At 49.4% G+C, this 13538-nt stretch carries 8 protein-coding genes; 3 read left to right on the top strand and 5 right to left on the bottom strand.

Translation table 11 applies throughout. The annotated features are described in order from the left end of the window. Positions 1-82 precede the first annotated feature (82 nt). From IPH59_13040 to IPH59_13030, 3 genes are read right to left on the bottom strand one after another with little or no spacing between them, the layout of a single operon-like run. Positions 83-1252, bottom strand: a complete 1170-nt coding sequence (locus IPH59_13040) for a hypothetical protein (protein ID MBK7092623.1) — start codon at positions 1250-1252, stop codon at positions 83-85. Next, complete coding sequence (locus IPH59_13035; GenBank protein MBK7092622.1) at positions 1249-3033, bottom strand: HAMP domain-containing histidine kinase; 1785 nt, start codon at positions 3031-3033, stop codon at positions 1249-1251. The genes IPH59_13040 and IPH59_13035 overlap by 4 nt, the downstream gene beginning before the upstream one ends. 3 nt (positions 3034-3036) lie before the next feature. Beyond that, complete coding sequence (locus IPH59_13030) at positions 3037-3687, bottom strand: hypothetical protein (GenBank protein ID MBK7092621.1); 651 nt, start codon at positions 3685-3687, stop codon at positions 3037-3039. Positions 3688-3911: 224 nt separating this feature from the next. Here IPH59_13030 and asnB point away from each other — a divergent pair, with 224 nt between their 5' ends. Continuing rightward, positions 3912-5834 (top strand): asparagine synthase (glutamine-hydrolyzing), encoded by a 1923-nt coding sequence (gene asnB / locus IPH59_13025; GenBank protein ID MBK7092620.1) that lies wholly within the window; start codon positions 3912-3914, stop codon positions 5832-5834. A gap of 50 nt (positions 5835-5884) precedes the next feature. Beyond that, entirely contained in the window at positions 5885-8089 is a 2205-nt protein-coding gene (gene selD / locus IPH59_13020) for a selenide, water dikinase SelD (GenBank protein ID MBK7092619.1), read from the top strand. A gap of 6 nt (positions 8090-8095) precedes the next feature. Here the strand turns inward: selD and IPH59_13015 are convergent, their stop codons facing one another. Together IPH59_13015 and IPH59_13010 are read right to left on the bottom strand one after the other, a co-directional pair. Further along, positions 8096-9187, bottom strand: coding sequence for a VWA domain-containing protein (locus IPH59_13015; GenBank protein ID MBK7092618.1), 1092 nt, complete (start codon positions 9185-9187; stop codon positions 8096-8098). Between the two features lie 2 nt (positions 9188-9189). Next, entirely contained in the window at positions 9190-10650 is a 1461-nt protein-coding gene (locus tag IPH59_13010) for a magnesium chelatase (GenBank protein MBK7092617.1), read from the bottom strand. Positions 10651-10900: 250 nt separating this feature from the next. On the opposite strand from IPH59_13010, the gene glgP reads away from it, so the two are divergent. Then, positions 10901-13471, top strand: a complete 2571-nt coding sequence (glgP, locus tag IPH59_13005) for an alpha-glucan family phosphorylase (GenBank protein MBK7092616.1) — start codon at positions 10901-10903, stop codon at positions 13469-13471. Positions 13472-13538: the final 67 nt, after the last annotated feature.

Genomic DNA, 13538 nt, shown 5'->3' with positions numbered 1-13538 from the left:
CAACCCACACCGGCCAATAATAACCGGATATAGTCACCTTATATACGAGGAGAAGGCGAAAAAGGCAAGCCGACTTAGTGATTTAGTGAATGGTAGTTGATAACTGAAATGCGACCATTTCATCGTCAAGTGGTGCATAATCACTCGACCGGACTATTTGGGTGACCAGCTTAAGTGTCACCGCTTCGTCGATATGGTAGCCGACGCCTAACTCAAAGCGGTTCAAGGGATAATCCCAGTCTTGTTTGCCGACACTGCCACCGAAATCGTACTCGGAGAAGCGGATGGTCTCCATACGACCGGCAAGATACCACTGAGGAGCGAGCTTGTAACGGGCGTCAATGTAGGCACTGTATGCATCGAGATTGTCATATACCGGATGTTCCCACCGAGCCAAGAACGCTTCACCGAACATTTCCAACATTCCATAATCGTAGTGCGCGCCAAGCCCACCGCCGAAGTTAAGATAGTCTTCGGCTTCCTTGGCACCATACGCGGCAGAGATTTTGGGGTAATACTCTTCGGCGATTTCAAAATCAGAAATGTCTGAGAGATAGGGACCGGCGAAACCGGAAAATTGGAGGCTAAAAACTGGCGAAAAATATACTCCCAGTTTAGCTGTCATTTGCGGTAGGTCTTTCTCGCGCTGAATTGTCGGTGCAGAGATCGTCCCGCTCAAAGCGCCGATGGACCAATCAATCATTCCTGCTACGCCGAATACTTCGACTCCAGTATTCCAACAAGGATCATACATCATTGGCAGGCCATACTTCAGGAACCCATTTCCGCGCGATTCCAAGAGCTGGTCATTGTTGGTTTGGTACTTTCCCGGTGCGAGGGCCGTGTGGTAGAGATACATTAAAGGTACGCCGACCAACGGATTCTTATTCGAATAGGTTCGCGGTCCCCACATTCCAACCGGGTTGGGGATGATTCCAGCGTGAACGTTGATGTCCTTACCCCCGAGTCTTGAAAGGCGGACATAAGCTCCGTATAGTTGAAACTCAGAGTTATCAACCAGCACTTGGGTGAAGACGCTGACTTTCTCAGTCGGTTGAGCATCAAAGAAGATTCGAGCACGGACAAAGTCGAAGTTCGAGAATCCTTTGAATGTTTTGTTGCTGCCATCGATTGCGGAATTGTTACGGACGACCAAATCGAGTTGACCGCTGACCTGATATTGCGCGATTGCTTTGCCATTTGGAGCAATGGCTAAAATGGCGACGAATAGAGCGATCAATCGTTTCGTCATGTCGAAACTCCTTGAAGAATGCTTCCTGCCGGGGCTTGTTCATTGATCAGCGACACTGGCAGTCGAATCAGGAAATGAGCGCCGTTTCCAGATGTCGAGGTGACTGACAATTCACCCCCGTGATCTGATATAACCTTGTGACTTATAGCCAATCCGAGTCCGGTTCCGGTGGATTTACCGTGGGTAACAAAAGGTTTGAAGATGTCTTTGATAATCTCTTCCGGTATGCCGGGACCATCATCGTTGACACCAATGTGAATGCCTGCCGAGTTTCTTTCGATAGTAACCGATACATTGTTGCCCGGCGAAAGTGCTTCAAATGCGTTATTAAGTAGATTGTCAACTACACGGCGAAATTTGTGAGGATCGATCGATGCAACAAATTCAGGGTGATCATTGACAACCAGACCAATTCGCTGTTTGTCGAAGCGCTCGCGGTGAAATTCTACTTGCTGAGTAATTGTCTGGACGAAAAGAAGAGCTTCGAGATTCAGGGACTTGTTGCCGTGTGCGTAATCGAGCAGATCTTGTGTCATGTTTGCCATACGCTGGACTTGACTCTTGATGCCCCGGCAATAGCTCTCTCGCTTGGCTTCGCCGCCAAGTCCGTGAATAATGGCTTCAACAGAGAGTGCAATCGCGGTCATCGGGCTCTTGAAGTCGTGAATAATGCCTGCAGCGAGTTGGCCGATTGTCGCAAGACGCTCAGCGTTGATTCGCTCTTCCTGCACTCGGGCAATCGTCTCACGATTGGTCAAAAGGGTCTGACGCATATTGTCGAAGCACGATGCGAGATAGCCGAGTTCATCATTATTGAGGGGCTGGATAGGATTGTCAAGTTGCCCGGATGAGATCTTTCCGGCTGCTTCGACCAAGCGGTTTACAGCTCCGGTTAACTTGGTTGATGTGAACCGGTAGATTAGAACAAGTGATACAATCGAAGCACCGATCGTCAAGAGAATAAGATACAACGAAATGTTTGCGATTGCAGGGTCGAGCTGGTCGTCGAGGGAGCGCACTTGTATCATTGACAATCCTGATACTCCGCCGAGCCGGTAGTTGCTCAAGAGGTGATCTTCGCCCCCAATGCTGATAGTCTGGACCGTGCTTGCCCGCTTGTCTGAGTTTGAGACAACAAAATCCAGGACCTCGCGCTGCTGCATGAGCGCGGGGTCAGTTGCCGAGATGATTTCGTCTTTTGCCAACAGCAGAATATCGCTGCCGGTAAGCGACTTTAGACGTCGGAGTAGCTCGAGATTGATCTGATAACCGACAAGCAGCTTGCCCATTTGATATTGCTGACCAAAACTAAGCGGAGTGGTCAGGGTCTGGTAGATGTTTCCGCCCAGAAAGCGGTACTGTTCCTTATGAGCGTGTTCATACTTGTTGACGTTTAGCTCAAGCTGATCGTGGTCGCTGATTGTGACAGAGTTATCTTCCGCAAAGACTTTTCCGGCGGTGTCGGCGATAACAAAGATGTCTGCCTGAACCAGACTGCGGAAATTAGCCACTTCGTGTTGCGCTGTCGTCGGGTCGCCCTCGGCGATTGCAGCCATGAAGCGCGGATCGGAGAGCATGATGTCAATTCCGGATTTTAGAAGTGCAAACCGACTCTGCAGATAGTTGTCGAGCACCAACTGTGCCGTTTCTATTTCCTGGGTGAAGTGGTAGGTATACTGCTGTTTGATTACGTTGCGAACGACAATGAATACCAGAATTGCGCCGACGATGATGATGCCGGTCACATAGAGCTGGAATTTTCTGCCGATTGAAATTCTCATTGTTTAGTCTACCCGCACAGATACAGAATCCGAAGCCGGAACAGTGATGTTCACTTGCTTTTCCGGGACATTTTCCTGCCAAACATTCAGCGTATAATTTCCTGCCGGTACATTAGGAATGCGAAAACTGCCGTCTTCAGAGGCGAGGGCAAAGAAGGGTTGCTCCAACACCAGAATATGGGCGCGCATGGAGGAGTGGATTTCACAAAACACCTTGACCAGCCCGGGTGTGTCGAAGGTAACAGACTTGGAATGTCCCTTGGGGTAGCGTCCCAAATCGAACTTCTTGGCCTTGGAATAGGAGAAAACGTTGTGAAAAACGGGGTCAAGATTGGGAAAGTCAACTGTTGTACCGACGAGGATCGGCAGTATCTCCGGCACAAAGGACTGGTCTTTTTGCACCATCTGTGGATGCTCGTTTGGTGGTACCGCACTCGATATCGGTCCGCCAGTCAAATAGACAACCGCAGTCGCAACTGCATCGTCGGTGTCGATATTCTTGTTAGCCACAGCATCACGTCCCGTATAGCGATTGATGGCAGTATTTGCGGGGCGAGCGGGAGTCAAGGCAACTTCGCCGACAATGGTCCCGGCAGTAATGTGAGCTGTCTGCAAGAGCAGCAATAGAATCGTGATGAAACAGTTTCGCATCATTTGTCCTCTACAAATGTTGTCGGACAGAAGTAATATTTATTGACCAATTCAGTCCAACTTAGTGGTCTGGTTGTTGTTCGTTGCTGACAAGCTCTTTGTTCGCCTGCCAGGCTGGTGTTTCGATTTGGACCAGTGGGAAACTTCAATTGAATATGCGATAGGTAGTGTTTGCAGTTACCCCGTTAACCGATTAATCTACAATATGGACAGAGGTAAGTAGCAACATGTGCGGAATCTGCGGGATTTACCATTTTAAGAACAACCGGATTGTTGAATCAGACCAAATTCAGCGAATGAACGAGCGATTGGCTCACCGCGGCCCGGATGATTCAGGGACTTATTTTTCGCCGGACAGAAAACTTGGGCTTGGCCATAGACGTCTATCGATTATCGATTTGAGTCCAGCAGGTCATCAACCGATGGAGCATTCCGCCGGAAATCTTCAGATCGTATATAATGGCGAGATCTACAATCATCAGCACCTTCGCCAGACGCTCGAGAAGCAGGGCCACAGCTATATGTCCCACAGCGATACCGAGACGATTCTCAATCTCTATCAAGAGTATGGCATAGAGGCGCTGAAGCATCTCCGGGGGATGTTCGCGCTGGCAATCTGGGATCACGAGCGTAATGAGTTGACACTTGCGCGTGACCGGGTCGGAATCAAACCGCTATACTACACAATTCAAGACGGCACGCTGATATTTGCCTCTGAAATCAAAGCAATTCTGTCGCACCCGCTTGTATCAGCCGAGATTGACCCGCAGGCACTTTACCATTACCTAACGCTTGCCGCCGCGCCGGCGCCTCTTACTATGTTTGCCGGCATCAAAAAGCTGCCAGCCGGATACTGGATGCGAGTCGATGGCAGTGGGAGAATCACTTACACTCGTTGGTGGGATGCGATTCGCAATCAACCGATGCTTGATGATGACGAAGCAACCATCTCGCGAGGTATACTCGACCATCTTCGCGACTCGGTCAAGTCTCATATGATCTCTGATGTGCCGTTTGGAGTATTCTTGTCAGGGGGGATCGATTCGACGACTAACGTGGCTCTAATGGCTGAATTGATGGATCGCCCGGTGCAGACATTTTCAGTGAGCATCACCGGTCAGGATCAGTTCAACGAGTTCGAATATGCCCGGCGAATGGCCAAGCATTTCCATTGCGATCACCATGAAGTCGAAATTGGTGACGAGCACTTCATCTCATTGTTTGAGCAGCTGGCTTATCTGCAGGATGAACCACTCGCAGATCCGGTTTGTGTCCCGCTCTACTATGTTTCACAATTAGCGCGGCAGAATGGAGTTCCCGTAATTCAAGTCGGTGAAGGCGCTGATGAGCTATTCTGTGGATACCCAAAGTTTCTGCTGGCGCTTCAACTTATCAGCAAATGGGATAAATTGCAGTTCGTACCGAAGTCGATTTGGCATGCCGGCTATCGAATGGCAGGACGAATTATGGAATCGAAGGGGCGCTACCTTGAGCGTGAGCACTTACGGAGGTTGAGTAAGAGGGAAGAGTTGTTTTGGGGCGGAGCAATTGCGTTTCTTGAGTATGAGAAGGACCTGCTACTCTCGTCGGAGATGCGCAATATCTGCCGGGATTATAACACTGCCGGACAAATAGCTGCGCTCTACGAGCCGCTCAACGGCAGCGAAGAATACTTCACTCGGATGACCTACTTGGAGTTAAAACAGCGATTGCCGGAGCTGCTACTTATGCGAGTTGATAAGATGGCAATGGCGCATTCCATCGAGACAAGAGTGCCATTTCTGGATCATTTGCTGATAGAATATGTACTGCGCATACCGTCCAAAATGCACTACAGAAACGATAGCCTGAAATACTTGTTAAAAAAAGCAGTGACGGGCATCGTTCCGGATGAGATATTGAATCGTCCAAAGGTCGGATTCTGTGGTTCTGCGAAGAACATGGTCTCACCAGGAGTCGACAAGTTCGCGTACGAGTTGCTGACGTCGAAGTCGAATATCTTGGGCGAAATCGTCAATCGCGAGTATGTTGACAGAGTCTTTGCTCGCCACCAGGGCGGAAACAATCAGGGTATGCGCATCTGGAACCTGCTCAATCTGGCGTTGTGGTATCGGCAGTGGATCAACAAGCCGGCGCTTTCAGAAGTATGAAGGTTCTTTGGTCGCACGAGATTTAGACGAATCAATCTAGGAGACTTCAGTTGGATCATATCTATCTTGACTACAACGCAACGACTCCGATACATCCCGAAGTCGCAGAGGCAATGATTCCGTACTTGCGCAGTCATTTCGGAAACCCCTCGAGTTCGCACTGGTTTGGTGTGCAAACACGCAAGGCAGTCGAAACGGCGCGCGCCCAAGTGGCCGCGTTGCTCGGATGCCAAGCCGACGAGATAATCTTTACGTCTGGCGGCAGTGAATCGGACAACTTCGCAGTAGCGGGATTCGCGCTGAAGAATCGGCAACGTGGAAATCACATTATCACTTCGCAAATTGAACACCCAGCCGTCTTGGAGATTTGCCGCTATCTCGAAGAGCAAGGCTTCGAAGTTAGCTACCTGCCGGTCGATTCGACTGGGTTGGTGAATGTCGATGATGTTCGGCGCGCTATGCGTCCTACGACAATTCTGTTGTCAATCATGCAGGCAAACAATGAAGTAGGCACAATTCAGCCCATCAAAGAGATCTCTGCACTTTGTCACGAACACAAGATAGTGGTTCACACTGATGCGGCACAAGCGGTGGGTAAGATACCTGTTACGGCCGAAGCCACTGGCGCTGACATGATCACGATTGCCGGGCACAAACTCTATGCACCAAAAGGAATAGGAGCACTGTATGTCCGGCGCGGCATCGAACTGCAGAAGATGATTCATGGGGCTGCACACGAGCAAAATTTACGCGCAGGCACAGAAAACGTACTCGAAATCGTCGGACTCGGCAAAGCCTGTGAAGTTGTCGGCCGTGAACTTCAGCGGCAAGCACCGTTGATGCAGAAATTCCGCGATCACCTCGAATCACAACTAACGGCACGCTTGCCGCAATGTCGAATCAATGGCAATCTCGATTTACGCCTGCCAAACACGGTATCGATTTCGTTTCCGGGAATAGAAGCCAACACGATCATCTCTGAGTTGGAACAGGTTGCCTGTTCGCCGGGCGCGGCTTGTCATTCCGACAAGGTGATGATGTCGCATGTGCTCGAAGCTATGCATGTTCCGGTGGAGTATGCGATGGGGACGATACGGTTTTCTACCGGATACATGACGACTGAGGCAGAAATTGACGCCGCTGTCGAAGCGATCGAATCTACGATAAACCGACTAGCTCCATCCGGTGCAGGGGAGGTTACCCTACCTTCGTCCGGCGAAGAGGTTCGGCTGACACGTTACACTCACGGTCTGGGATGTGCTTGTAAACTGCGACCTCAGGCATTGGAGAAAATACTGGCTCAACTGCCCCGGTCTACGGATATCAACGTGCTGGTCGGTGCAGAATCATCCGATGACGCCGCAGTTTATCGACTTAGCGACGAGATCGCAGTTGTGCAGACTGTCGATTTCTTCACTCCTATAGTTGACGATCCATATCACTTCGGCGCGATTGCAGCGACAAATTCGCTTAGCGACATTTATGCAATGGGTGCCAAGCCGTTGTTCGGTTTGAGTATCGTAGGTTTTCCGTCGAACAGGTTGCCGATGTCGGTGCTTCAAAGAATTCTACAGGGCGCAGCCGACAAGGCTCGCGAAGCAGGAATCAGTATCATCGGCGGTCACACAATTGATGATACAGAGCCAAAGTACGGCCTTGCCGTAACCGGTGTTGTGCATCCTTCCAAGATTCGAGCCAACAATACCGCTCGTGTTGGCGACAAGTTGATTCTGACCAAACCGATCGGGACAGGCATCATATCGACAGCAATTAAGCGCCAGTTGGCAGACGACAAGCTACGAGATCGAGTGATTGCTATCATGAGCACCCTCAATGCCACTTCCGCCGATGTTATGTCTCGTTACGATGTATCTGCCTGTACTGATGTGACCGGATTTGGACTACTTGGACATCTCAAAGAGATGACGGTTGGTAGCGGCGTAACTGCTCAAATCTACGCCGATAGTGTCCCAATCATCGATGAGGCAATTGCGCTTGCTTCGGCGGGAGTGGTACCTGGTGGAAGCGAAAACAATCTTGACTATGTGGCACCATTCGTAAGTTGGGGAGAGTCAGTTTCCAAAGTCATGAAGATCGTTCTTGCCGACGCGCAAACTTCGGGCGGACTACTCATGGCAGTAAAGCCAAGCCAAGCTGACGCAATGTTAAAGGAGTTGGGTCAAAAGGGAGTGGGAGCGTCCCAAATCGTAGGCGAGATCACCGGACAGGGTGAAGGGAGAATATTCGTCAGGTAATGGCGCTTAGCTCGCTTTACGACGATGTTTGAGGAAGTCCCAGAATACATACTCGCCGAGATTCTGCGCGGACGCAAAATAGGCACGACCGTGATTTAACTCGGTCAATTTCTGCACGAATTGCTGTAAATATGGATCTTCGGCGATCATAAATGTCGTAATCGGTATCTTCTTCTTGCGACAGATGATCGCTTCATCAAGCGTCCTATTCACCACGATCGGGTCAAGGCCAAAGGGATTCTTGTAGATACTCCCATCACTGCGATTGATCATCGATGGTTTTCCATCAGTTATCATGAATATCTGCTTATTAGTGCTTTTCCTGCGGAGCAAAATCTGCCGAGCCATTTGAAGGCCGGCCTTGGTGTTGGTGTGATAGGGACCAACTCCGACATATGGCAAGTCCTTGATTTTGATCTCCTGGGCAAAATCCCCAAATAAGACGACGCTGAGTGTATCCTTTGGAAAGCGAGTCAAGATCATCTCGGTAAATGCCATCGCTACCTGTTTGGCTGGTGTGATGCGATCCTCTCCATAGAGAATCATCGAATGTGAGATGTCGATTAACAGGACTGTCGAACAATTCGTGGCTTGCTCCGTCTCATATACTTCAAGGTCGTCCTCCTCCATATTGAGGCCAAGATCTGCCGTGCGCGAAATGTTGTTCAGCAGTGAGCTACGAAAATCAATGTTTCGCAGGTTATCGCCGTAAGAGTATTTCTTCCGCTCCGGAAGAATCTCCTCGGAGCTTCCGCCTTCTCTAGGAATTGGATGACGCCCGCCGGCAGATGACTTGAGTTGGTCAAAAATCTTGTCGAAAGAGTCCTTTCGCAGACTGCGTTCGCCTTTTCGAGTCAGAGACGTGCCGGTCGGATTAACGGAGATGATTTGGTTTTCTTCCAAGTTGCGCTTGAATTCTTCCAAGTCCGAGTCTTTTGGCAGATAGCCCATGCGTTTGAGCTGTTCCATGATTTGGAGCGCCATTTTAACATTGCCGTTGACTTGTAAGAGGAGGTAATTGAAGATCGACATCAAATCGCGCATTTGGCGCAACTGCTCGATTATCGACTCATCCCATTTGGAATAAATGAACCGCACTGCTAATCCCTCAGCATGTTTTCGAGCATGTCCACATATATGTACTTGTTGTCCGGCGATTCTTTGGCAATTAAGTTGTGCTTATGTAGTCCCTCAAGAATCAGTTCCATTGCCAGAATGACACCGCGCTCGTCATCGGTGGCATAGTGCTTCTCGGCAATTTCTTTCAGCCCCGCGATTTGCAGAAGTGATTCCCTGTATTCCTTGTAAGAGATTTCGTCGGAAAGCTCTAATCGCTTGCCGGTCGAGAAGAAATCCGTTACGGCTTCATAGACATTTTCTTGCGGTCGCTGATCGGCGCCAGCCTTTACTTTCCGCGGTTGTGGAAAATGCTGATTGAATACATTCTTCGTAGCTTCGCCGATCAAATTGATTGCAATTATGTTCGGTCCTTCCAACTCGCCTTCGTAGACCAGTTCGACTTTGCCGACAATGGACGAGACTACTGAGTAGAGGTCACAAACTCGCGGAAAGAAGTCCTTCTCGTTGTTAAGAGCGGCTCGACGCTCGACATTGGATATCAAGTTTTCGTAAGCTGAAATCGTGAGCCGAGCCGAGACACCAGATGTTTGATCCACGTGTTCACTCTTGCGAGCTTCGAACGAAATTTGCTCAATAATATCGTGAATCAGTTCTGGTACTTCGACCTTGTTCGATCGATTGCGCCATGCCTCCTGCAGTGTGATTTTTTTGGAAGTCTCAGCATCATTCGGATAGTGAGTGTTGATCTGAGAAGCAATACGATCCTTCAAGGGAGTAATGATGTTGCCGCGATTTGTATAGTCCTCGGGATTGGCTGTAAATGCCAGCATCATGTCGAGCGGAAGACGAATTGGAAATCCGCGAATCTGAAAATCGTTTTCTTCAAGGATGTTCAATAGCGCAACTTGAATTCGCGGCTGCAAATCGGGTAGCTCATTGATAGCGAATATTCCTCTATTAGTTCGCGGGATGATTCCCCAATTGATGACGTTTTCGTCGGAGAGATCGAGACGCTCCTTAACGGCCTTAATCGGATCCAGATCGCCAATCAGGTCGGCTACGGAAACATCCGGCGTGGCGAGCTTCTCATGATATCTCTCAGCCCGGGGGAGCCAGGATATTTCGAGATCATCACCGAATTGCGCCACCAGTGCCTTCGAAGCCTTTGTGATTGGCTGCAAAGGATCCTCATTGAGAGCACTGCCTTTGATGATGGGAACGAAGTCATCGAGGAAGTTGACAAGTTGGCGGAGGATGCGTGTCTTTGCTTGTCCTCTCAATCCCAAGAGAAGAACGTCGTGCTTAGACAAAATCGCATTCTCGAGTTGCGGGAGTACCGTTCGATCATATCCAATTATTCCCGGCCAGCGTTTGCGGCCGCTCTTGATTTGGTCGAGCAAATTCTCGCGCAGTTCATCCTTGGTGCTATGCGACTTGTATCCAGTGGACTTTAGCGCCCCCAAAGTCTGTGGTAATTGCATAATTCCTTTCCCATTCAATAAGACATCATTAGAGGTAATACGCAAATTGGGAACCAACACGTTAAGTATAGACCGATTATGGCGACTTAATTTTTCTTTACACAACTGATTCGGTCGATTTTGAAGCGTATGAATCTAAGTAACAACTTGGCATAGGTGTAAGCTTACATTATCTTTCAGTCAACCAAGTTTGTTCGTACCTTGATGGTAATGATTATGGCGCTGCGGTCGATAAAGACAGGGAATGCAGATGGTTAAAGCTCTTAGGTATATTCAGGTAGAGCCCGTTCTTCCGACCGGTCTCAAGCCTCTTCGCGAAATTGCCAACAATCTCTATTGGTGCTGGAATCACCCGGCAATACAGCTATTTCGCCGAATTGATAGCAAATTGTGGGAAGACTGCGGGCACAATCCTGTCCGCCTTCTTTCGATGATTCCACAGGCAAAATTGGATAAACTCGAAAAGGACGCGTCCTTCCGGGCTCATCTTGAAACAGTTTATCGTGACCTTCACGTCTATATGGACGGTGAAACCTGGTTCGGCGAGCAACACTTCAAGACAGCAAACCGTGAGATTGCCTATTTCTCCGCGGAGTATGGTTTTACCGAATCTCTCCCGATCTATTCAGGTGGTCTGGGGGTTCTGGCGGGTGATCATCTCAAATCCGCTAGTGATCTTGGTGTGCCGCTTGTCGGTGTGGGCTTGCTCTATCAGCGCGGTTATTTCCAACAATACTTAAATGCCGACGGTTGGCAGGGCGAATATTATCCCGAACTCGATTTTTCGATGTTACCTCTGACCGAAGCATTGGATCCTAAGGGTGACCCCCTGTTGGTTTCAATTGACCTTGCTGGACGTCATGTCCTAATCAAGGTTTGGAAGCTCCAGGTGGGCCGAGTGCCTCTTTATCTACTCGACACCAACAATCCCCACAATGCGGTGGAGGATAGAGATATTACCAGCGAACTCTATGGCGGCGACATTGACATGCGCATCCGTCAGGAATTGGTGCTGGGAATTGGCGGCGTCCGTGCTTTGGACGAACTCGGGTATACTCCTTCAGTCTACCATATGAACGAAGGACACAGCGCGTTTCTGGCAATAGACCGTGTTCGCCGGCGCATGCAGAATGAAGGTTTGTCGTTTAGCGAAGCTTCGATGCTAGTCAAGCAGACCACAGTATTTACCACGCACACTCCGGTACCGGCCGGTATTGACCGCTTCCCGCGTGAATTGGTTGAACGCTACTTGAGACCATACTATTCGATGCTTGGAATCGGTGCCAATGACTTCTTTGCCTTGGGCAGCCAAAATGGCGCATACGGCGCCACAGAGTTCAACATGGCTTACCTGGCGATGAACTTCTCATCATATATCAATGGAGTAAGTAAGCTCCACGCTGAAGTCTCTCGCAAAATGTGGCAGGGTTCGTGGGTAGGGGTGCCTTTGAACGAAGTCCCGATAGACTCGATCACCAATGGCATTCATGCCCGCTCTTGGATTTCTCAGGAAATGTCAGAGTTGTACAGCCGCTATCTTGGCCTTGATTGGATGGAGCAACCTGCAAATCACAGCTGTTGGTCAAATGTCGATGATATTCTTGATAGCGAGCTTTGGCGCACGCATGAATTGCGTCGCGAGAAGATGATCTCTCTTATTCGTCAGCGCCTTAAGGATCAGTATCAACGTCGTGGCGCTACCCCGCGTGAACTTAAACTTGTCAGTGAAGTCTTACATTCAGAATATCTGACCATCGGTTTTGCCCGTCGGTTCGCATCATATAAACGCGGCGCGCTTCTTTTCAGAGATGTCGAGCGGTTGAAGCGGATAGTAAACAATTCGCAGTTTCCGGTTCAGATCGTCTTTGCCGGCAAAGCCCATCCGCGCGACAATGTTGGCAAGGAACTAATTAAATCGATTATCCATAGCATTCGTGACCCCGAGTTGCGAGATCGTATCGTATTCCTCGAGAATTACGATCTGTCGATGGCACGGTATCTGGTGCAGGGTGTTGATATTTGGCTGAATACGCCGCGTCGACCTATGGAAGCTTCTGGAACCAGCGGCATGAAAGTCATCTTCAACGGCGGTCTGAATCTCAGTGTTCTTGACGGCTGGTGGGTCGAAGGCTATCGACCAGATGTTGGTTGGGCGATCGGCTCCGGTGAAGAATATGACAATCACGATTATCAAGATGAAGTAGAAGCCAATGCAATTTACGACCTTCTGGAGAAGGAAATAGCGCCGACTTTCTATGATCGCGGTCGCGACGGCATTCCACGCGAATGGGTAGCCAAGATGAAGCGTTCGATCAAACTCTTAAGCCCGGCGTTTAACTCGAATCGCATGGTGCAAGAGTATGTCGACCGCTCATACACGAGCGCATATCGCCAGTACAAGATACTTCAAAATAACAACTACGAGGAATTGCGTTCATTGGCAGGATGGTATCGCCATCTACGCGACAAATGGGCTGATATTCGGATTTTTGAAATTGAATTGGTCAACCCGCCGAAAGTGGAAGTTATCCAGGAGATCAAGGTTAATGTTAAAGTCTTCGTTGGCGAGTTCAAGGCTGAAGATCTACAGGTTGAACTTTACCTTGGTCGAATATCGCAACGCGGTGAAATTGCCGATGCACGGAGCATTGAAATGCTGCCGGTTGGCAATCCTCAGGCTGGAATCTACACTTATTCGTGCAGCGCTCCGCTTTCAGCAAGTGGTAGATTCGGCTACTCGGTCCGAGTGCTGCCAGGTCATCGCAGTTCCGTGCATCCGCATGAATTCGGCCTGATTACTTGGGCAAATGGCGATCTATAGAATTGACAATTGCCTGTACTGCAAATGAAAAAGGTCGATGCCACATGGTATCGACCTTTTCTTATGT

The sequence above is a fragment of the bacterium genome (assembly GCA_016708315.1).
In the GTDB taxonomy this organism is placed as follows: domain Bacteria; phylum Zixibacteria; class MSB-5A5; order CAIYYT01; family CAIYYT01; genus JADJGC01.
This window is presented reverse-complemented; position numbering and strand designations above follow the sequence as displayed.

What these genes read in the sequence shown, in the direction of transcription:
- IPH59_13030 (MBK7092621.1), bottom strand. Translation starts at nt 3,687, where the DNA reads ATGATGCGAAACTGTTTCATCACGATTCTATTGCTGCTCTTGCAGACA.
- IPH59_13010 (MBK7092617.1), bottom strand. Translation starts at nt 10,650, where the DNA reads ATGCAATTACCACAGACTTTGGGGGCGCTAAAGTCCACTGGATACAAG.
- asnB (MBK7092620.1), top strand. Translation starts at nt 3,912, where the DNA reads ATGTGCGGAATCTGCGGGATTTACCATTTTAAGAACAACCGGATTGTT.
- IPH59_13040 (MBK7092623.1), bottom strand. Translation starts at nt 1,252, where the DNA reads ATGACGAAACGATTGATCGCTCTATTCGTCGCCATTTTAGCCATTGCT.
- IPH59_13035 (MBK7092622.1), bottom strand. Translation starts at nt 3,033, where the DNA reads ATGAGAATTTCAATCGGCAGAAAATTCCAGCTCTATGTGACCGGCATC.
- glgP (MBK7092616.1), top strand. Translation starts at nt 10,901, where the DNA reads ATGGTTAAAGCTCTTAGGTATATTCAGGTAGAGCCCGTTCTTCCGACC.